Source organism: Sorangium sp. So ce693, assembly GCF_051521375.1.
Taxonomy (GTDB): Bacteria; Myxococcota_A; Polyangia; order Polyangiales; family Polyangiaceae; genus Sorangium; species Sorangium atrum.
The window spans coordinates 7,944,272-7,965,585 of sequence record NZ_CP150347.1 but is presented as its reverse complement, the minus strand read 5'-3'; the positions used below and the strand labels follow the sequence as shown (position 1 = coordinate 7,965,585).

Annotated in this window: 14 protein-coding genes; 8 read left to right on the top strand and 6 right to left on the bottom strand. The window is 72.6% G+C overall.

The window, feature by feature from the left end; all coding sequences use genetic code 11:
* Positions 1–116: 116 nt before the first annotated feature.
* A complete protein-coding gene (locus WMF14_RS29575; protein WP_437791421.1) occupies positions 117–1,670 on the bottom strand; it encodes a serine/threonine-protein kinase in 1,554 nt (517 codons plus the stop codon).
* Between the two features lie 205 nt (positions 1,671–1,875).
* On the opposite strand from WMF14_RS29575, the gene WMF14_RS29570 reads away from it, so the two are divergent.
* The 3 genes from WMF14_RS29570 (at position 1,876) to WMF14_RS29560 (ending at position 8,330) form a co-directional block, all read left to right on the top strand.
* On the top strand, positions 1,876–5,763 hold the full coding sequence (locus tag WMF14_RS29570) for a serine/threonine-protein kinase (RefSeq protein ID WP_437791417.1): 3,888 nt from the start codon (positions 1,876–1,878) through the stop codon (positions 5,761–5,763).
* Between the two features lie 215 nt (positions 5,764–5,978).
* On the top strand, positions 5,979–6,893 hold the full coding sequence (locus WMF14_RS29565; protein ID WP_437791414.1) for a hypothetical protein: 915 nt from the start codon (positions 5,979–5,981) through the stop codon (positions 6,891–6,893).
* Between the two features lie 513 nt (positions 6,894–7,406).
* Entirely contained in the window at positions 7,407–8,330 is a 924-nt protein-coding gene (locus WMF14_RS29560; RefSeq protein WP_437791411.1) for a hypothetical protein, read from the top strand.
* A 52-nt stretch (positions 8,331–8,382) separates the two neighbouring features.
* Here the strand turns inward: WMF14_RS29560 and WMF14_RS29555 are convergent, their stop codons facing one another.
* The 5 genes from WMF14_RS29555 to WMF14_RS29535 all read right to left on the bottom strand — a co-directional run bounded on the left by WMF14_RS29555 (position 8,383) and on the right by WMF14_RS29535 (position 14,233).
* Complete coding sequence (locus WMF14_RS29555; protein ID WP_437791408.1) at positions 8,383–10,440, bottom strand: protein kinase domain-containing protein; 2,058 nt, start codon at positions 10,438–10,440, stop codon at positions 8,383–8,385.
* 111 nt (positions 10,441–10,551) lie between these two features.
* Complete coding sequence (locus WMF14_RS29550; RefSeq protein ID WP_437323339.1) at positions 10,552–11,190, bottom strand: hypothetical protein; 639 nt, start codon at positions 11,188–11,190, stop codon at positions 10,552–10,554.
* Positions 11,191–11,216: 26 nt separating this feature from the next.
* Complete coding sequence (locus WMF14_RS29545; RefSeq protein ID WP_272094248.1) at positions 11,217–11,738, bottom strand: hypothetical protein; 522 nt, start codon at positions 11,736–11,738, stop codon at positions 11,217–11,219.
* A 95-nt stretch (positions 11,739–11,833) separates the two neighbouring features.
* Positions 11,834–12,934 (bottom strand): fibrinogen-like YCDxxxxGGGW domain-containing protein, encoded by a 1,101-nt coding sequence (locus WMF14_RS29540; protein WP_437791404.1) that lies wholly within the window; start codon positions 12,932–12,934, stop codon positions 11,834–11,836.
* 120 nt (positions 12,935–13,054) lie between these two features.
* On the bottom strand, positions 13,055–14,233 hold the full coding sequence (locus WMF14_RS29535; protein WP_437791401.1) for a PAS domain-containing protein: 1,179 nt from the start codon (positions 14,231–14,233) through the stop codon (positions 13,055–13,057).
* A gap of 358 nt (positions 14,234–14,591) precedes the next feature.
* Here WMF14_RS29535 and WMF14_RS29530 point away from each other — a divergent pair, with 358 nt between their 5' ends.
* The 5 genes from WMF14_RS29530 (at position 14,592) to WMF14_RS29510 (ending at position 21,314) form a co-directional block, all read left to right on the top strand.
* Complete coding sequence (locus WMF14_RS29530; RefSeq protein ID WP_012237941.1) at positions 14,592–15,491, top strand: 1,4-dihydroxy-2-naphthoyl-CoA synthase; 900 nt, start codon at positions 14,592–14,594, stop codon at positions 15,489–15,491.
* A gap of 196 nt (positions 15,492–15,687) precedes the next feature.
* Positions 15,688–17,652: a glycoside hydrolase family 9 protein gene (locus tag WMF14_RS29525; protein WP_437791398.1), complete on the top strand. Its 1,965-nt coding sequence runs from the start codon at positions 15,688–15,690 to the stop codon at positions 17,650–17,652.
* A gap of 267 nt (positions 17,653–17,919) precedes the next feature.
* Positions 17,920–19,821, top strand: a complete 1,902-nt coding sequence (locus WMF14_RS29520) for a DEAD/DEAH box helicase (RefSeq protein WP_437791396.1) — start codon at positions 17,920–17,922, stop codon at positions 19,819–19,821.
* Positions 19,822–19,923: 102 nt separating this feature from the next.
* Entirely contained in the window at positions 19,924–20,325 is a 402-nt protein-coding gene (locus WMF14_RS29515; RefSeq protein WP_272094243.1) for a DUF4398 domain-containing protein, read from the top strand.
* Between the two features lie 17 nt (positions 20,326–20,342).
* A complete protein-coding gene (locus WMF14_RS29510) occupies positions 20,343–21,314 on the top strand; it encodes an OmpA family protein (RefSeq protein ID WP_437791393.1) in 972 nt (323 codons plus the stop codon).

Below are 21,314 nucleotides of genomic sequence, written 5' to 3'. Positions count from 1 at the left end.
TGCTCAGCGCACCGGAGTGCGCTTGCGCGCCGAAAACGCCGATCTGGGCCCGTCTCCTGTGCGGGAGACCGTCGCTCTGCTCGGCATGCATGTAGCCGAGGTGGGCAGAAACTGCTCTAGGCGGGGGCCGCGCCGCGGCCCGATGCCCGCACGAACACGCGGCGCATCGGGATCGTGGCGCCGGCGGCGCCCGAGACCCGGTGTGACAGGAAGGCGACGCCATCGAGCATGGCCGGCGACGCGTACACGCCCGGCTCCGCCGCCTCCGGGAGGCACGAGGAGAGCTCGAGGAGGTTCCCGCCCACCAGGACGCCGTCCTCGGTGAGCACCGCGTCGCCGGCGTGGAGGCAGAAGCGGACGCTGATCCTGGGATCGCGCTGGCCCGGCCCGGCGAGCCGCGTGTGCAGCGCAATGGCGGCCGCGATCGCGCGGTGGCGCGCCTCCTCGGTGCCGCGCTCGTCGCGCCGAAAGGGCGCCGCGAGCAGCACGCTGGTGCCCGTGATCGCGAGCGGCGAGAACCCCGAGGGCGCGAGCGCGGCGACGGCGTCCGGGACCACGGCCTCGAAATCGGCCAGGAAAGCGTCGGTGGGGGCCTCGAGCGCGCGGCTCTCGGCGAGGACCTCGACGAGCAGCCCGATGGCGAGGCGCCGGATGTGCCCCGCCTCCACCGCGCCGGTCCGCGCGATCCGCGCCGTCGCGGCCCGGACGTCGCCCAGGAACGCGGCGACGTCCGGGTGGCGGCCCGCGGGATCCTTGTTCATGGCCCGCACGACGATATCGTCGAACGCCGGGTCGACCGGCGCGTGCAGGCTCGGGCGGGGCGGCGCCTGGTGCAGGTGCAGGTGGCGCAGCACCGGATACGTGGTCGCCAGGAACGGCATGGATCCCGCGATCATCGTGTAGAGCAGCGCGCCGAGCGCATAGACGTCGGTCCGCATGTCGACAGGCCGGTTGAGGAGCTGCTCGGGCGACATGAACGCCGGGGTCCCCACGACGTGCCGTGACGACGTGAGCGAGAGATCCGTCGTGCCGAGCAGCTTCGCGATGCCGAAGTCGAGCAGCACGACCCTGAGCTCGCCGCCGCGCTCGCACAGGATCACGTTCGAGGGCTTCACGTCGCGGTGGATGATCCCGAGCGCGTGGACCGCGGCGAGCGCGCTGCAGAGCGGATCGAGGATCGCCAGCGCCTCGTCTGCCGGGAGCCGGCCGCGCGCGAACAGGTGCTGCTCGAGGCTCCTGCCCTGGAGGAGCTCCATCGCATAGTAGGGCCGCCCGTCGTCGAGCCGCCCGACGTCGAGGATCTCCACGACGTTCGGGTGCTGGATCCGCCCGATCGCGTCAACCTCGCGCTGGAAGCGGAGCACCACGTCGGTGCGCGAGATCAGGTCGGCGTGCATGATCTTGACCGCCGCCGGCGCCTTGCTCGCCGCGTGCACCGCGCGGTGGACGACGCCGAACCCCCCCTCGGCGATGACGCCGTCGAGCAGGTACTCGCCTGCTCGCAGCGTCGCGGCGCGCGGGGCGCCCGGGCCGGGGTCCTCGCGATCGCGTGTGTCGGGCGTGTGTTGTTTCCATGTCCGCGACGTGACGAACGGCGGTTCGCCCGCCGCGGGGGCGTCGGCCGGCGGCGCGGCGGGAAGCGGCTCATCGTTCTGGCCAGGGTTCTTCATGGGGTATGCGACAGCCGCTTACTTCCTCGATGACAACTGCTGAGCCCGCGCATTACAGTACGCGTAAGCCGGTGTCGACCGCGACCCCGGTTGCCGGCAGACGAGCCGAATCATGCACCGTTGCTCCGTATGTCACGGGCGGCTCGCCGCTGGCGCTCCGTGTGTCAGAGATGGCTTTGTCCCGCCGCCCGGTGAGCGTGACACCGTGGAGCGCGCGGCGCCCGCGATCGAGGGCTTCTCGCTGCTCGGTCCGCTCGGTCATGGCGGCTTCTCCGACGTATGGGCCGCGCAGCAGGACTGTGATGGAGCGCCGGTCGCCATCAAGGTGGGGAGGCACGCGGCGTGGAACCTGCGCGAGCGGTTCCGGCGGGAGGCGGCGCTGCTCGAGCGCGTCGGCGTGCCGCACGCCCCGCAGCTGGTCGCTTGCGGCGAACTCCCCGGGGGGCAGCCCTATCTCGTGATGGAGCGGCTCTTCGGCCAGACCCTCGCCGAGGAGCTGGCGGCGCTGCGCGCGCCGCTCGATCCGGATCGCGCCGCCGGGCGCGCGGACGCGATCCTCGCCGTGATCGAGGCGGCGCACGCGCGCGGCGTCATCCACCGCGATCTCAAGCCGGAGAACCTCTTCCTGCTCGGCTCGAGCGACCGCGCGGTGCTGCTCGATTTCGGCCTGGCGAGGCCCACCTTCGGCGTCGAGCCGCCGGACGCGCCGGCAGGCGCGACGCGCGCCGGCGACATCGTGGGGACGCCCGAGTACATGGCTCCGGAGCTGCTCCGGGGCGACGCCTCGCGGATCGACGCGCGCGCGGACATCTACGCGTTCGGCGTGATCCTGTTCGAGCTGCTCACCCTGCGCCCGCCGTTCGTCGGGGGCGAGACCGCCGTCGAGCACGGCCACCTGGCGCTGCGCCCGCCGCGCCCGAGCGATCTCGTGGACGTCCCCGAGGGGCTTGAGGCGCTGACGCTCGCCTGCCTCGCCAAGGACCCGAGCCGCCGCCCGGACAGCGCCGCCGCGCTCCGGCGCACCCTGCACGCCCTGCGCGCGCGGCCTCGCGCCGACTCGATCCCGCCTCCGTCCGCGCCGCGATCGCAGCGGCAGGGCGATGGCGCTGCGGCGGCCGTCGCCGAGGGACTGCAGCCGGTCGCGCTGCTCTTCGCGGAGGGCGGCGCCGGGCCGGTGATCGCGGCGATCGGCGGCCGCCGGGGGTTCGTCGCGCGGCAGCGGGGGCAGCGCTGCCTCGCCGTGTTCTCCGCGAGGGACGTCGACGATCCAGCCCGCGCCGCGCTGGCCGCGGCGCGCGATCTCGCGCTGAGCGGCGGCGCGCGCGTGGCGCTGCACCTCGCCAGCGTGCGCCTGCGCAGGATCGCCGGCGGGCTGCACGCCGCCTACGGCGCGCCGGTCGAGCGCCCCGAGGCGTGGTTGCCGGCCGAGCCCTGGGGCGGCCTCGCGATGACCGAGGAGTTCGAGCGCGCGCTGCCCGACGACGAGCTCGCCCCCACGCCGCCAGGCGACCCGGAGAGCCTGCGCGAGCCGGCGCTGCTCGGCCGCGACGACGTGCTCTCGGCGCTCGCGGCCAGCGCGACCGACGCCTTCGACGGGACGTGCCCCGGCCTGTTCACGCTCATCGGCGACGCCGGTCTCGGCAAGACGCGCCTCGCGGCCGAGGCGGCCAGCATCGCCGGCGTGCCGGTCCCGGACGTGCGCGTGGTGGCCGTGCGCGCGCTCCACCCCATCCACGGCGGCGCCGCGCAGGCCGTGCGCGCGCTCCTCTGCGTCGCGCTCGACGCGCCGAGGGACAGCCCCGGAGATCCGCGGCAGTTCTGCGTGGAGCGGCTCGGCGAGACGCTCGGCGGCGCGACGTGGGAGGCCGTCGCCGCGGCGCTCGGCTGGGCCGGGCCCCGCGGCGGGCGCCTGGCCGGGGAGGCCCGCAACGGCCTGATGCTGGCGCTCGCCGAGGCGCTCCGCCGCGGGGCGCGCCGCGGCCCCCTCGCCGTGATCCTCGACGACGCCGACCAGGCGGACGACGTCCTGCTCGACGCGCTCGAGTACGCCACGCTCGACGGCGAGGGCACCCCCCTCTGGGTGGTCGTGACCGCGCGCCCTCGCTTCGAGCAGGCCCGTCCCAGCTGGGGTCAGCGCAACCAGCGCCACACCCGCGTGACGCTCGCGCCCCTCGCGGAGGAGGCGGCGATGGATCTCGCCTCGCGCCTGCTCTTGCCGGCCGAGTACCCGCCGGCGGAGATCCTCCGCCGGCTGGCCGACTGGGCGGGGGGCAACCCGGATTGCCTGCGGCAGCTCGTACGCTCGCTCAAGCGCGCGGGCGTCGTGCGCCGGCGCGCCGGCGGCGGCTCGTACGTGGCGACCGCGGAGGTCGAGGCGCTGCCGCCGGCGCCGGCGTGGCAATGGCTCGCGGCGCAGCGGCTCGACGATCTGCCGCCGGAGCTCGCGACGTGCGCCCGGGTCTGCTCGGCGCTCGGCATGTCGTTCGATCGCGCCGAGCTCGAGGCGGTGCTGGACGGCCTGGAGCGCGCGGGCGGCGCCGGAGCGATGGTCGACGCGGGCTTCGGGCTCGCGGCCCTCGTCGAGCGGCGGATCCTGCTGCGCGACGGCGAGGGCCGCGGCGGCGGCGTGGACGACCGGCACGCGTTCCAGAACGCGGTCCTCCAGGAGGCGGTCTACGAGATGCTCGACCCGGCGCACCGCGCCGCGATCCACCGGAGCGCCCTCGCGTACTGGCGGGCGCAGGTGGCGGCCGGCTCGACCGACGGCCTCCGCGCGCTCGCGCGCCACGCGGCCGTGTGCGGCGAGCGCGCCGAGGCGGCCGACGCCTACCTCGCGCTCGGCGATCTCGCGTCCGCGCGGCACGACGCCGTCGAGGCCGACCGGCGCTACGACGCCGCGCTCCAGATCGCCGAGCAAGGCGACGCGCCCCGGCGCGCGCGCGCGCTCGCGGGCCGCGGCAGGAGCCGGTACCGGATGTGCCGCGTCCGGGAGGCGCGGAGCGATTTCGGCGACGCGCTCGCGCTGGCCGAAGCGCTCGGCGACGCGCAGGCGAGGGCGAGCCTCCTGCTCGAGGACGCGACCGTGCTCGACTGGGCCTTCGAGTTCGAGGCGTCGGCGCGCCGGGTGGAGGAGGCGCGGCCGCTGGTCGACGCGCACGCGCACGCGCAGGGCTCGCCCGAGCTCGCGCTGCGCCTCCGGGTCGCCGAGGCCCGCACCTCGTGGCGGCGGGGGAAGATCGAGGAGGCCATCGCGGAGCTCACCGCGTGCGCCGATCGCGCCGCGGCGTCGGGAGACTACGACGCGCGTGTCCCTGCGTTGATCATGCTGTCGTTCCAGCTGGCGAGCGCAGGTCGCCGCGAGGACGCCGAGCGCGCCTCCGACGACCTGATCGCCCTGGTCACGGCGGCCGGCGATCGATTTCACCTCTGCGGGGCGTACATCAACCGCATCGCGCTGTGGGCCTGGCGGTGGTCGCTGCCGGGCGCGGTCGGCGACCTGCGCCGCGCCGTCGATCTCGCGCGCGAGATCGGCAATCCGTGGCTGGAGAAGATGGCCTCGTACAACGTCGCCGTGCTGCTCCACTGGAGCGACAGGCAGCGCGAGGCGCTCGCGCTCCTGCGGCGCGCCCGGTGGCTGGAAGAGCAGGCCTCCGAGCGCCCGTTGCCCCAGACGGCGATGCTGCTCGCGCAGATCCACCTTGCGCTCGACGAGTACGAGCAGGCGAGCCAGCTGGTGCTGTGGATCCAGCGATCGTGCGCCCTCGAGCCGGGCGATCTCACCGAGTACGGCTTGCTCGAGCTCGTGCTCTCGGAGGTCGGGCTCCGGCCGGGACCTCCATCCTCTCTCGCGTGGGGCGAAGCGATCCGGCGGGCGAAAGACCAGTCGATCGCCGAGCAGACGCTGATGTTCCTTTACTGGCGTGCTCGCATGGCGCTCCGTCGCGGACACGTGCGTGAGGCGGAGGAGGCGCTCGCGAGCGCGCGGGAGCACCGCGGGGAGAGCCCCCTGTGGCTATCCCGCTTCGTCGAGCTAGAACGCAACCTGGAGGAGACATTGCGGACACTCGACGTTCGTCCAGCCGTGTCGCAGTGACTCGAGCCTGGCTTGATCCTGACTCGATAAGGCGCGTTCCGCTCGATATTCCGGCGAGCCCGGATACGGGCGACAAACCTCCGTATGCTGCTTTTCACTATTGCGCATCTTCCTGGAAAATGAAAGACTGTTAATTTAAGGAAGAGCGAGATCGCTGGTCGGTATCGGAGCACGGCCCCGTGCGTGGCAGCGCGCCTTTCTCGGAGGAGAGCTGGATGTCATCGATCCGTTTCATTGCGGCTGGTCTGCTTGGCGCCGGTTTGTTCACGGCGGGGTGCGTCGCCCCGTCGGACACCGACCCTGACGCTCCGTCGGACACCGAGCCCGTCGAGACGGCGGAGCTGCCAATACGGCGCAATGCGGTGCCCATCGGATGTAACGGCCTGCTCCCCAGCGACTTCTGGGCGCCGGCGAACCGCACGGCGTTCCAGGCGCTCGGTCAGGCTGCGCTCGCCGGCGCCAACGACGTCGTGGTCCCGACGGCGCTGCTCGGCACCTCCGGTGGAAAGAGCGTGCTCGACTACACCGTGCGCTGCGCGCTGTCCTCTGAACAGGTCGTCTACGGTCCGGACGGCTCTCCGTTCCACGGCACCTTGGGGTTCGCGCCGGAGTGGACGGAGCGTGGTCTCACCCCGTCGGAGCAGCGCTGGGTCTCGGCGTGCATCTTCCAGCACCTGAACGGCTCCGGCGAGCATGTGGAGATCTTGCTGAAGGGCAGTCACACGGCCCTCGAGTCCTCCCCGGACGAGGAGCCCTTCACGGAGTTCGTCGTCCACGACGCCACGATGTACGGCAACGCGTTCGTTGCTTCGGCCATCGCCGGGTATGCCTGCATCGATCCCGATCTCGCCGGGGAGCTCTCGGCGCTCTCGCTGAGCTGCCCGCTCGATCTCAGCCTCCTCGCGCGGGAGCGGCTCTGCGGCCACGTGCCGACGTGCGGTATCGCCTTCCTCGGGCTCTGCGATCTGACCTGCCTGGAGGACGCCGATGGGGATCAGACGTGCCGCACGCTCCCGCTGCTCGGGCCCCTGCTGGGTTCGCTGCTCGGGCCGAGCTACTCGGAGACGATCCGGACCGAACTGCGCGACAGGGATCTCCTGCCGCTCTACCCCGGCTGCGGCCTGCTCTGAGGGCAGCGCCTCTGTGGCGGGGCCCGGCGGAAAGGAGGCGCGCCGCGCGCGCCGGCCACGTCCCGAGGCGCGTCTTCAGCTGCTGGATGGCGTCGGCGATCGCCTTGTCGTCGCGGAAGCAGCAGGGATCGCTCCGCCTGCACCGCGCGCCGTGCAGCACCTGGAGCTCGGCGTGCGGCGGAGGAGGCCCTCGCGAGCGCGCGGGAGCACCGCGGGGAGAGCCCCCTATGGTTGTCCCGCTTCGTCGAGCTAGAGCGCGCGTTGGCGGAGACGTCGCGGGCTCCGGACGTTCGTCCACCCGTGCCGGACTGATGCGAGCCTGTTGCGATAGGGTTCATCCCGTGTCGTGCTCGGGTAAGCCCGCAGTTTCATACAACCACCGTGTGCCGATTTTCAGCATTGCGCGCCTTTCTTGAGGGTGGGAGATTGCCGATTCAAGAAAGCGCGATATTGCTGGTCGATGTCTGATCTGGCCCTGTGCCTGGCTGCGCGACCACCTCGGAGGAGAGCCGAATGTCATCGATCCGTTTCATCGCAGTTGGTCTCCTTGGTGCCGGTGTGTTCACGGCGGGATGCGCCGCCCCGCCGGACACCGACCCCGACGCCCCGTCGGACGCCGACCCCGTCGAGACAGCGGAGCTGCCAATACGGCGCACTGCGGTGCCCATCGGATGTAACGGCCTGCTGCCCAGCGACTTCTGGGCGCCGGCGAACCGCACGGCGTTCCAGACGCTCGGCCGGGCTCCGCTCGCCGACGCCAACAAGGTCGTGGTCCCGACGGCGCTGCTCGGCACCTCCGGCGGCAGGAGCGTGCTCGACTACACCGTTCGCTGCGCGCTGTCTTCGGACCAGGTCGTCTACGCTCCGGACGGCCGTAGGTTCTACGGCTCCTTCGGGTTCGCGCCGGGATGGACGACGCGTGCTCTCCTCCCCTCGGAGCAGCGCTGGGTCTCGGCGTGCATCTTTCAGCACCTGAACGGCACCGGCGAGCATGTGGAGATCTTGCTGCAGGGCAACCACCCGGCCCTCGATTGCTCCCTGGACGAAGAGCCCTACTCGGAGTTCGTCGTCCACGACGCCACGATGTACGGCAACGCGTTCCTTTCTGGGACCATCGCCGGGTATGCCTGCATCGATCCCGATCTCACGGGGGAGCTCTCGGCGCTCTCGCTGAGCTGCCCGCTCGATCTCGGCCTCCTCTCGCTCGAGCGGCTCTGTGGCCACGTGCCGACGTGCGGTATCGCCTTCCTCGGTCTCTGCGATCTGACCTGCCGGAAGGACGCCGCTGGCAACCAGACCTGCTACCCGCTCCCGCTGCTCGGGGCGGTCCTGGGCCCGCTGCTGGGGCCGCGCGTCCAGAGCTACTCCGAGACGATCCAGAGCTACGTGCGCGACAGCGATCTCCTGCCGCTCTACAACGGCTGCGGCCTGCTCTGAGCGGCGCCTCCGCGGCGGGCCCGGCGGAAAGGAGGCGCGCCGCGCGCGCCGGTCACGTCCCGAGGCGCGTCTTCAGCTGCTGGATGGCGTCGGCGATCGCCTTGTCGTCGCGGAAGCAGCACGGATCGCTCCGCCTGCACCGCGCGCCGTGCAGCACCTGGAGCTCGAAGAGCATGCGCTCGTCCCCCTCGGCCGCGGCGCGGCCGAAGAGCGCCCGCTTGCCGCCGCAGCTGGCCTTGCGGAACGCGAAGATGACGCGGAGCGCGGGGGTCGCGCGCGCCATCACGTCGGGCCGGGCCAGGATCTCGCTGGCGCGCCGGGCCGCCTTGGTGCCGCCGCGCGCGCGCACGAGGTCGAGCAGCACGTCCAGCCCGCCGCTGCCGAGCCGGTTCGTGAGCAGGTCGAAGACCTCGTCCGCCGCCGGGTTGTCCTCCTCGAACCCGATGCCCGCCACGGTGGAGAGCACCTCTTCGCGCAGGCCCCTGCTCAGGGCGAGCTCCGGATCGGCCTCCGCGAGGGCCAGCAGCGCCCGCGCCCCGAGCACCCAGTTCCTGGTCGCCACCGCCCGGCTGAGCTGCGCGCGCGGGCTCGGGGCGCTGCGGGCGTCGTCCTCGGGCGCCGCGCTCGCCGAGGCGGAAGGGGGCGGCGCTGCCGGCGCCGGCGGGGGCTCGACGGAGGCGACGGCGGACGCCGCCGTGGTCGCCTCGGGCCGCCGGACGACGAGCCAGAGCGCGACGCCGATCGCGAGCGCCGCCACGGCCGAGAGCGCCGCCGCGAGGGGCACCCAGCCCGCCGAGGCCGCGGGCCGGCGGTGTGCGCGCGCGAGCAAGGTCGCCCGGGGCCCCGGCCAGGCAGACGGCGCCTGAGCCCTGGGCGCCGCGTTCGCAGCCTGCTCGGCGGCCCCGCCCGCCGCGGTGGCCCCGCCCGCGGTGGCCTGGCCAGCCGCGGCGCTCGGGCCCGCCGCGGTGGTGGCGCCCGCGGCGGATCCGCCCGCCGCGATGGCCCCGCCCGACGGGGCCTGGCCAGCCGCGGCGATCCCGCCCCCTGCCGGCGCCGCGGCGCGCGTGATCGCCGCGAGCCCCTCATCGAGCGCCGCGATGGCGTCGGCCGCGGTCTGGAAACGGAACGACGGATCCTGCTCCATGAGCCGCATCACGGCCTGCTCGACCTCGTAGGGCACCTCCAGATCCGGAGCGCGCGCGCGGAGGGCCGGCGGACCTTCCGGCCCCTGCTGCTTGAGCCGCTCCACCACGTTCTTCGTGCCGAACGGGTGCTGTCCGGTGAGCATCTCGTAGAGCATGAGCCCGAGCGCATACAGATCCGCGCGCGCGTCCACCGCGTCCATCCCGCGCAGCGCCTCCGGCGCGAGGTACGCGAGCGTGCCGAAGACCTCGCCGGCGCTGGTCAGGGCGGGGGTCGGCGCCGCCGTCTTGCGGCTCTGGCTGGACAGGAGATCGACGTTCACCTTCGCGAGCCCGAAATCGATGAGCCTGACCTGATCGTGCGCGTCGAGCAGGACGTTCTGGGGCTTCACGTCCCGGTGGACGATGCCCTTCTCGTGCGTCGCCGCGAGCGCCGACGCGATCTGGCGCGCGATGCGGAGCGCCCGCGCGGGCGGGAGCCGTCCCCCCGCGATCGCCTCCTTGAGCGGCGTCCCCTCGACGTACTCGAGGACGAGGAAGAACGACGCGTCGTCCAGCTGACCGAAGTCGATCGCGGCGACGACGTTCGGGTGCCGGATGTGCGCTCCCGCGACGGCCTCGCGCTCGAACCGCACCACGAGCTCCGGCATCCGCCGGGCGAGGGGCCGGAGCAGCTTGATCGCGACCTGCTTGCGGAGGTGCACCTGCTCGCCCCGGTAGACGGCGCCCATCCCGCCCTCGCCGATGAGCTCGTGGACGCGGTAGCGCCCCGAGATCAGGCTCCCGATCAGCGGGTCGCCGCCCGCGCCCCCGGCCACCGCCGTCTCGATCGCCTCGATGTCCTCTGTGAGCGCCGAGCTCGAGAGCTCCTCCATGGGCTGCGCGGCCGGCGCGCCGAGCCTCGGGACCGTGAGGTCCTCGACCAAGGCCGAGCCGAGCGTCTCTTCGGATCGCGGCGTCTCCGGCATGCGGCGCAGGATATCAGGTCGGCCGGCGTCGCGGGGAAGCGGTGCGTGGGCGCTCCACGAGCGGGAGGGGCGCGGGGGCGCACGACGCGGGCGTCCGCGAGCGCGCGAAATTCACAGGAGGAACGAGACGCCCAGCGAGAACGCCGGGTATCCGAGCCGCATCGTGAGCGTCACGTTCTCCGTGAAGTGGAAGCGCCCGCCGACGAACAGGGCCGGTGAGACCCCGAAGACCCCGTCGCGGCCCACGTCGCCGAGGTACAGCGACAGCCCCGGCTCGCCGAAGACCGACCACTTCCGGTGAAGCCAGAAGTTCCACTGCATCACGACCGAGCCGAACACGTAGTTCGAAGGCGCACCGTACCGGTCGACCTCGGTGCAGATCCGCGTGCCCGCGGGCCCGTTCTCGAAGCGGGTGCAGACGCCGCGGTAGTCCGCGTCCCCTCCATAGTGGATGCCGTCGAGGCCAAAGCCGATCCCGACCGAATCGTTGAGGCGCTTGATGAAGCCGTCGGGCGCGATGTCGATGGTGGCGCGGAACCCGGCGCCGAGGCCGTTCCCGGCGCCAGGGCCGCCGAGCGGCTCGAACGGCGTGAGGAGGAGGTGCGGCTCCAGCTCGACCTTGTAATCGGGGCGATCGCCGGGGCGCTTGATCGTCATCTGCGCCTCGCCGACCTCGGCCCACCCGATCGTCAGCGCCACGAACGAGAGCGCGGCGGCCAGGAGGCGCGGCGCGCGAAGCTGCGATGTCATCGCTCTCTGCATCGGTCTCGGTCTCCTCAGCATCCGCCGCACGAGCGCGAGCCGTTCGGGCACATGACCGCAGCATCGCCGCCGGGGCAGGTGACGCGGCACTCGCCGCCCACGTTGTCGCAGAACACCTCGCATGAGCCCCGGCACTCGACCTCGCAGGTCGCCACGTTCCGGCAGGTCACGACGCTGCGCGAGCCGACGACGACGCCGCACCGGCTCGTGTCGTGGCACTCGTACCGGCAGTCGCGATCGCAGATGGCCCCGCACGCCGCCGTGTTATGGCAGTTGAGGTCGCAGTCGTCCCCGCAGGAGGCCGAGCACTCGTCGACATCGAAGCACTCGAACGAGCACCCGTGCTCGCAGACGGCGCCGCAGCGATCCATCTGGAAGCAGCGCTGGTCGCAATTGTCACCGTCGCAGCCGAGGTAACACTCATCCCCATTGGAGCACTCGCACGCGTCTCCCTCCACGCAGGCGCCGCTGTTCCAGCAGCTCGCCAGGCAGAGGCTCGCGAAGAGCGTCAGCAAAGTCAGTGCATAGAAGCGCATGGCCGGGCGAGCATACCCGAGCCTCCCGGAAATTGTCACAAAATCCGCGGAGGTACGCGCGGAGGTGCGCGCGGAGGTACGCCTGAGGCCCCGGCTCACCACCGTGTCCAGCGCGAGATTCGCCGCACGCGGGTATACCGCGTATCGTCGTTCGCGAGGCCGACCTGGTCCGCGACGTGCGTGCCGAGGTGGGGACCCCAGCCGCCGTCGTCGAACGGTGCGTCCCCGTCCGCGCCGAGGTTGTAGTCCCAGCACTGCGCGTAGTGCTGCGTGACGTTCAGGGATTCGACCGCGCAGTTATTGTCCGGGGCCGTGTCACCGTCGTGGTCGGGCGACGACCACCCCGAGAGGAAATGGGAGAAGAAGACGTCGGCGTCCCCGGAGCGGTGCAGGGGGTGGAGGAACTTCATGGTCGTCGTGTCGATGCCTTCGGCGGTCGCGCGCAGGACCTCCGCGACGGTGCCCTCGATGTCCTCGATCTCATCGCGGTACTCCCGGCCGACGAGGTAGAGAGAGCCCCTGTAGAAGTTCCGCGTGAGCGCCGGCTCGCCCTTGGTCCCGAGCCGCTCGGCGTACGGGATGTCCCAGAACGCCAGCGTCGTTCCCTCCGCCGAACCAACGCTGTTGTAGACGAGCGCCCACCCTCCACCGGCCGTCTCCAGATCGCACACCACGGGGAACTCCGGATCTCTCCCGGCCCCGTCCAGATCGAGGGTGTACACGCCGCTCGGCAGGCCGCGGGGGACGTCGGCGCACCGGGCGTAGGCGCACCCCGCGTTGACCGCGCCGTCGCAGTCCTCATCCTCGGCGGTGTCGCAGCGCTCGGCGGCGGGCAGCACCTCTCCGGCGCACGGGCCGAACCCGTTCCCTTCGTCGTCGCAGATCTTCATGCCGGCGCGGCAGGGTCCGCGGTTCAACGTGGCCGGCGCCCCTTCGTAACAGGCCTCCTGGCGGCCGGGCTCGCACCCGCCCCCGCCGCTCGACGCCGAGGCGCCGCCATCGGCGCTCCCGGCCGAGCCGCCCTCGCCGGTGCTCGCGGCCGAGCCGCCGGCGGCGCTCGACGCCGAGCCGCTCCCGCCGCCTCCGACGTCGCCGTCTCCGAACCTCCGCACCCTGGTCGAGCAGGCCGACACGGCGGCGAGCAACACGATGGCTGCGCAGCAGGCTCCTGCGACCGAACCTCGGCCGAGCGACATGCGACCTCCACGGACACGAACACACGCCACGCGGCCTTATACACCAGCCGCCCCGGCGCGCGCATCCGCCCAGCGCGGTCGGCTGCTCCGCCGCCTGGCGCCGGCACGTTTCCGACGCTCTTATCGGGCGAGGGCCCGCGGCGCGCCCTGGTCGCTCTGCAGCGCAAAGGCGATGGCGCTCTGGAGGGTGCTCTTCGTCACGAGGCCCGCCAGGTCGAGCGAGAGCCCGACGAGCGTCTGCGCCACCGCTGGCCGGATGCCGGTCAGGATCGTCCGTGCGCCGAGCAGCTGCAGCGCCCTCGCGGTGTCGACGAGCCCGGCGGCGACCCGCGTGTCGATTTCCTTGAGCCCCGTCACGTCGAGGATGACCACCTGAGCCTGGGTGGACTGGACTCCAGCGAGCGCGGCCGACATCACCTGATCGATCCGCTCCGAGTCCATCTGGCCGACGAGGGGCATGACCATGATGCGATCGGTGATCGGGATGAGCGGCGTCGACATCGCCTGCATCGTGTCGCGGAGCCGCGCGAGCGTCCGCTCGAGCTTGTCGAGCAGCTCCCTGTAAGGCGTGACGTCGTGGGCGGTGCCGTAGACGAGGCGGCGCGACGGCTCCTCGGCCGCGTCCAGGTGCGCGGTCCACGCGAGCCACCTGTAGGAGCCGTCCTTGCACGCGTACCGGTTGTCGAACTTGATGGTCGTGTGGCCCTGGAAGAGCGCGGCGGCCTCGGCGAGCGTGGCCTCGCGGTCGTCGGGATGGACGAACTCGATGAACGGCTTCGAGATCATGTCCGAGGGGGACCAGCCGAGGGTGCGCTCCCAGGCCGGGTTGGCGTGCCGGAAGTACCCCTCTGCGTCCAGGGTCACGAGCAGGCCCACGGACACCCGGAACAGCTTCTCGTAGACCGTGGTCAGCTCCGCCGCCTGCGTCAGCTGCTCCGTCCGCTCCCGGTCGCTCGTCAGGTCGAGCGCCGTGGCGACCATGAGGCGTTCGGAGGGCGCTCCGTCCATGTCCACTCGGGCGGTCCAGCCGAGCCACCGGTACGAGCCGTCCTTGCACACATAACGATTGTCGAACCGGCCGTTCGCGCGACCCTGGAAGAGGGCGGCGGCCTCGGCGAGCGTGGCCTCGCGGTCGTCGGGGTGGACGAGCTCGATGTAGGGCCTGGCCCTGAGCTCGTCGAGGGACCAGCCGAGGGTCTGCTCCCACGCAGAGCTCAGATCATGGAAGTAACCGCGCGCGTCCGCGGTGGCCAGGAGTCCTGACGAGACCTGGAAAAGTCGTTCGTAGCTCAAGCCCATGTCGTCCCCCCTCGCGGGCAGGCTGATGCGCGCCCGTCGTCGAGGCCGCCCGCCATCAGCGATTCTCCTGTCCGAACGCCGGCGAGCGCCTCGCGCGCCGCCTGGCCAGAGCGCGCACGCGCAATGCCCAAGCGGCGCGACGTCGACCTCACCGCGCGTCGAAGCCTGCTTGTCCACGAGAACGGCTTATGTGTCAAGGGTATCGGGAGGCTCGTTAGCGGGCGTGCTGGGCCGGCCGCGCCAGAAGGGACGCCCGGGCCTGGCGAACCGCGCGCGCTCGGAGGTCGCCACTGTCATGTCGCCGAGGTTGCCAGCCCACGATGAGGCGAGTACGGTCCGCGCCCCAAAGGAGTGGACCATGACCGTCTCTGCGATTTTCAACCCGGCGCGCTGGCGCGAGGTCGATGGGTTCTCGTTCGAGGATCTCACCTACCACCGCGCCGTGGACCAGGGCACCGTCCGCATCGCGTTCAACCGTCCCGAGGTCCGCAACGCGTTTCGTCCCCGCACCGTCGATGAGCTGTACACCGCGCTCGAGCACGCGCGTACGACCTCGGACGTGGGTTGTGTGCTGATCACCGGCAACGGGCCCTCTCCGAAGGACGGCGGCTGGGCGTTCTGCTCCGGCGGCGATCAGCGTATCCGCGGGAAGGACGGTTACAAATACGAGGGTGAGAGCGCGGGGCAGGCCGACCCGGCGCGGCTCGGCCGGCTCCACATCCTGGAGGTGCAGCGGCTCATCCGGTTCATGCCCAAGGTCGTCATCGCGGTGGTGCCCGGCTGGGCGGCGGGCGGCGGCCACAGCCTCCACGTGGTCTGCGACATGACGCTGGCGAGCCGCGAGCACGCGATGTTCAAGCAGACGGACCCGGACGTCGCGAGCTTCGACAGCGGGTATGGCTCGGCGCTGCTCGCGCGGCAGGTCGGGCAGAAGAAGGCGCGGGAGATCTTCTTTCTCGGGCTCGATTACACGGCGGAGCAGGCGGCGGCGATGGGCATGGTCAACGCCGTCGTCCCTCACGCGGAGCTCGAGGAGGAGGCGCTGCGGTGGGGCGCGATCATCAACTCGAAGAGCCCGACCGCGATGCGGATGCTGAAGTACGGCTTCAACCTGCCTGACGAGGGGCTCGTCGGACAGCAGCTCTTCGCCGGCGAGGCGACGCGGCTCGCCTACGGCACGGAGGAGGCGAAGGAGGGCCGAGACGCCTTCCTGGAGAAGCGCCGCCCGGACTTCACGCGTTATCCCTGGCACTACTGACGACGGCGCGCCGCCGCTCCCGCGCCCGGAGCCCACAATAGCGCTTGACACCGACATCCACTTCCTTGATGGTGGCGGCGTTGTAAGATTCCGTGCGCGGCGTGTGGTCGCGCGGCTTCAACTTTACCTGGAGATACACATCATGCTTTGTCTTTCGGCTGCGAAGTCGGCTCGTCGGGAGCGTTCTTGGCTTTGGTTGGGAGGGTCTCTTCTTCTGGCGCTCGCGGGCGGCCTCACCGCTGTTGGCTGCGGCGACGACAGCCCCTCGGACGGCGCGGGCGGTGCGGAGGCGTCGGGCGGCGCGGGCGGTGCGGGTGGCGCGGGTGGTGCCGGCGGTGCCGGCGGTGCGGGCGGCGCGGGCGGCGCGGGCGGCGCGGGCGGCGCGGGCGGCGCGGGCGGCGAGGCGCCGGTCGAGACGGTGCCGCCGTCGGGCACCGAGCTGATCCGCGTCAACCAGGTCGGGTACCTGCCGGCCGCCGCCAAGGTCGCCACGGTCGTCGCCGCGGCCGACAAGCCGCATGCGTGGGAGCTCGTCGACGCCGGCGGCACGGTGGTCGCCAGCGGCGCGACCCGGGTGGTGGGCGACGACGCGAGCTCCGGCGAGCACGTGCACACCATCGACTTCAGCGGCTTTACCGCCCCCGGCGAGGGGTACACCCTCCGTGTCGGGGAGGTGTCGAGCCACCCGTTCGACGTGGGCCCGACCATCTACTCTCAGATGAAGTACGACGCGCTCGCGTACTTCTATCACAACCGTTCAGGCATCGAGATCCTGGAGCAGTACGTCGGCCCCGACCACGCGCGCCCGGCGGGGCACCTGCCGGACGAGGCCCCGTGCGGCGCGGATATCGGCTGCACGTACACGCTCGACGTCACCGGCGGGTGGTACGACGCCGGCGATCACGGCAAGTACGTGGTCAACGGCGGTATCTCCGCCTGGACGTTGCTGAACCAGTACGAGCGCTTCGTCGCGCTCGGGTCGACGGCGGACGACTTCGGCGACGGCAAGCTGAAGATCCCCGAGAACGCGAACCAGATCCCCGACCTCCTCGACGAGGCCCGGTGGGAGATCGAGTTCATGCTCGCGATGCAGGTGCCGGAGGGCCAGACCCATGCGGGCATGGTGCACCACAAGATCCACGACCTGGAGTGGACCGGCCTGCCGATGCCGCCGCACGAGGATCCGCAGCCGCGCTTCCTGCGCCCGGTCAGCACGGCGGCGACGCTCAACCTGGCTGCCACCGCGGCCCAGGCCGCGCGCATCTGGCGCGAGCTCGATCCCGGGTTCTCGGCCGAGTGCCTCGAGGCCGCGACGCGGGCGTGGACCGCGGCGAAGGCGAACCCGAAGGTCGTCCCGGACGAGAGCAAGGTCGTGGGCGGCGGCGGCTACGGAGACGCCGAGCTGAGCGACGAGTTCTACTGGGCGGCCGCCGAGCTCTTCCTCACCACGAAGGACGCCGCGTACCAGGCCGAGCTCGCGGCGTCGCCCTACAGCGAGGAGCTCGCCGGCGCGGACGGCACCTTCAGCGCCATGACGTGGGGACAGGTCGACGGGCTGGGCGCCATCTCGCTCGCGGTGGTCGAGGCCCAGCATGCCGCAGCGGAGCGTGAGGCGGCCCGGACCAAGCTGATCGCCATCGCCGACAAGTACCTCGAGGTCCTCGGGGCGGAGGGGTACCGGGTGCCCTTCAAGGCGAACGAGAAAGGGTATCCCTGGGGCTCCAACTCCTTCGTGCTCAACAACATGCTGGTCCTGGCGCTCGCCCACGACTTCACCGGCGAGCAGAAGTACTTCGACGGCGTCGCGTCGGGCGCGGATTACCTCCTCGGCCGCAACCCGATGGACAAGTCCTATGTCTCCGGCTACGGCGAGCACCCGCTCGAGAACCCGCATCATCGCTTCTGGGCGCACCAGCTGGACGCGTCGTTCCCGTCCGCTCCGCCCGGCGCGGTCTCCGGTGGGCCGAACTCCGGGCTGGAGGATCCGGTGGCGAAAGAGGCGCTCGATGCGGCGGAGGGCCGCGCGAAGTGCGTCCCGCAGAAGTGCTACATCGACGACATCGAGGCGTGGTCGGCGAACGAGATCACCATCAACTGGAACAGCCCGCTCGCGTGGACGGTGGCCTGGCTGGACGAGAAGGCCAAGGCGAGCGCCCAGTGATCCGGAGCGCGGGGGGGCACGTTGACTGAAGGTGGGGGCTTTTGAGCCGCCAAGGACGCCAAGGACGCCAAGGACGCCAAAAAATATAATAATATCGGCGTCTTATGGCGTCTTATGGCGCCTTGGCGGTTCCATCATCCCGGCAGGGTGGGGGATTTCCGCCACCCCCGGAGCGCCGCGCAGCCGCGCCGCGCCATGCCGCGCCCCACGCCCGATGAGCGATTGGCCGCGACAACCGTCCAGCTTCTGCTAGGTTGCGCGGCTTTCATGAATCCAGCCTCATCGCTCGACGCCTTGCCCGCGCCGCTCGCGGGCGCCCTCGCCCGCCGCGGCTTCACCTCACTCACCCCCGTCCAACAGGCCGTCCTCGCCCCTGAGCTCGCCGGGCGGGACCTTCGTGTCTCGTCGCAGACCGGCTCCGGAAAGACCGTGGCCATCGGCCTCGCGCTCGCCCCCCGCCTCGCGCGCGCCCTCGCCGAGCGCGCGGCCGCGCCCGACGGCGCGCCCCGCACCGCGGCGGCTCCGGCCGCGGTGATCATCGCGCCGACGCGCGAGCTCGCTGCGCAGATCGCCGGCGAGCTCAGCTGGCTTCTCTCGCCCCTCGGCGCGCGCGTCGCGTGCGTCACCGGCGGCACGAGCTTCGGCGACGAGGCGCGCTCGCTGCGGCGCGACCCCCTGGTCATCGCCGGGACGCCCGGCCGCCTGCTCGATCACCTGGAGCGCGGGACGCTCGATCCGCGCGGCGTCCTCGCCCTCGTGCTCGACGAGGCGGACCAGATGCTCGACCTCGGCTTCCGCGACGACCTCGAGGCGATCGTCGGCAAGATGCCCGAGGCTCGCCAGACGCACCTCGTGTCGGCCACCTTTTCCCGCGAGGTCCGCGCGCTCGCCGATCGCTTCCAGCGCGACGCCGTGAGCGTCGAGGGCACGCGCCCCGGCGCCGCGAACGGCGACATCGCCCACGTCGCCCACCTCGTGCTGCCGGCGGAGCGCGACGCGGCGGTCGTGAACCTGCTGCTGCTCGCGCCCGGCGAGCGCACGCTCGTCTTCGTCCGCACCCGCGAGGGCGCCGCCGAGCTCGCCGACAAGCTCACCGCGCTCGGCCTGCCCGCGCGCGCCCTGAGCGGCGACCTCGAGCAGCGCGAGCGGACGCGCACGCTCGACGCGTTTCGCTCGGGCGCCATCACGACCCTCGTCGCGACCGACGTGGCCGCGCGCGGCATCGACGTCCCCGAGGTCGGGCGCGTCATCCACGCCGATCCCCCGGGCGATCCCGAGATCTTCACGCACCGGAGCGGCCGCACCGGCCGGGCGGGCCGCAAGGGGACGAGCGTGCTGCTCGTCGCGCCGTTCGCGCGAGAGCACGCGCTGCGGCTGCTCCGGCGCGCTCGCGTCGAGGCCACGTTCCGGCCGGCGCCGTCGCCGGACGACGTGCTCCGCGCCGCCGACGAGCGGCTCGCCGCCGAGCTCGCCGCGGTGCGCCTGGAGGGCGCGGCTGCGGGCGATGCGGTCGCGGGCGACGCGGCCGCGGTCGATGCCATCGCGGTCGACGCGAACGTGCGCGGCCCGCGCGAGGCGTCCGGCCCCGCGCCCGAGGCGCGGCACAGGGAGCTCGCTGCCCGCCTGCTCGCGGACATGGACGCGACCGAGCTCGTCGCGGCCCTCCTCGCGCGGGCGAAGCACACCGGCCCCTGCGCTCCGCAGCCCGTCACCGCCGTCGCGCCCCGCTCCGAGCCGCCGTCGCGCGCCCGGCCGTCTGCGCCGCCCTGGTCCGGGGCCCCGTCGCGCGCCCGGCCGTCTGCGCCGCCCTGGTCCGGGGCCCCGTCGCGCGCCCGGTCCTCTGCGCCGCCCTGGTCCGAGGCCCCGTCGCGCGCTCGTCCCGCCGCTCGTCAAGGCAACGGGGAGCAGCCCCCGCGCCTCCCCTTCGTGCCTTTCCAGGTCAACTGGGGCGAGCGCCACGGCGCCGACCCCCGGCGCCTGCTCGCCCTCGTGTGCCGCCGCGGCGGCGTCTCGAGCCAGCAGATCGGCGCGATCCGCATCGGCTCCACCGCGTCCGTCGTCGAGGTGGCCTCCCCGGCCGCGCCCGAGTTCGCGCGCGCTGTCAACCAGCCCGACGCGCGTGACGCGCGGATCCGCATCGTCCGCGCGAGCTCGATGCGCGTCGAGTAGCGCCGCTCCTGGCGCGGCGGACCGGGGCAGACAGCCGAGATCGCTCGCAATAGTAGGGGTTTCCTGATTTCTCGGAGACCTCGGGTGTTGTACAACGGCCGGGTGAACCGAAGCCCGAACAACAAGCCACCCCTACGCCGCCTCGCGAGCCCGGCCGCGGTGCTCGCTGCAGTGCTCGGTCTTGCGCTCGCCGCGTGCGGCGGCACCGTGCCTCCGCCGAACGACCAGCTCGCCTCGTCCCAGGCCGCCATCCGCGCGGCCGACGAGATGGGCGCCGGGTCCGACCCCCAGGCCACCCTCCACCTGAAGCTCGCGCGCGAGCAGCTCGAGCAGGCCAAGCAGCAGATGCAGGCCGAGGACAACGGGGCTGCCACGCGCCTCCTCCAGCGCGCCGAGGCCGACGCCGAGCTCGCGCTGGCGCTCGCGAAGGTGCGCTCCACGCAGGCCGAGGCGCAGGAGGCGCTGAAGCAGGTCGAGAAACTGAAGCAGACGGGGGTCAAGTGAAGCGAGAGGTGATTGCGATGGCTTCTCTGGTGAAGAACCCGTCCTGGCCTGTCCGGTCTCTCGCCCTGTGCGCCGCGCTCTACGCGGCGTCCGGGTGCGGCGCGGCCGTCCCGCCGAAGGAGCTCGTCGACGCCCGCGCGAGCTACAGGCGCGCGGCGGAAGGCGCCGCCTCGCGCCTCGCGCCCGCCCAGCTCGACACGGCGAAGCAGGCGCTCTCCCGCGCCGAGGGGGCGTTCGGCGAGGACCCCGAGGCCCCGCAGACGCGCGATCTCGCGTACATCGCCGACCGCAAGGCCCAGGAGGCCGAGGCGGCGGCGGCGCTGCTGCAGGCGCAGCGCGACAAGGCCGCGGCCGAGGACACCTTCAAGGATCTCTCGCAGCAGCAGCTCGCCAGCGCGAGGGACGCGCTGCACAGCGGCCAGCAGCAGATCGAGCGGGAGCGGTTCGCGCGCGCCCAGGCCGAGACCGCGCAGCAGCAGGCCGAGAGCGCGCGGCAGCAGGCCGAGAGCGCGCGCACCGCGGCCGAGAAGGGCCGCCAGGAGGCCGAGGCGGCGCGGCGGGAGGCCGAGCGCGTCGCGAACGCGGCGCTCGCGAGCCTCAAGGAGATCGCCGCGGTGAAGGAGGAGAAGCGCGGCGTGGTCATCACGCTCTCCGGCGCGGTGCTCTTCGCCTCGGGCAAGTCCGATCTCCTGCCGATCGCCAAGGAGAAGCTCAGCCAGGTCGCGGCCACGCTGAAGGACCAGGGGTCGCCGCCCATCAGGATCGAGGGGCACACCGACTCGACCGGCTCCGCGCAGGCGAACCGCAAGCTCTCGCAGGAGCGCGCCGACGCCGTGAAGGCCCACCTCATCACGGCGGGGCTGCCCGGGGACAAGATCGCGACCGTGGGCCACGGGCCGGATCGCCCCGTGGCGGACAACACGAGCGCCGAGGGCCGGGCCAACAACCGGCGCGTCGAGATCATCGTCAATCCCACCGGCCAGCAGTAG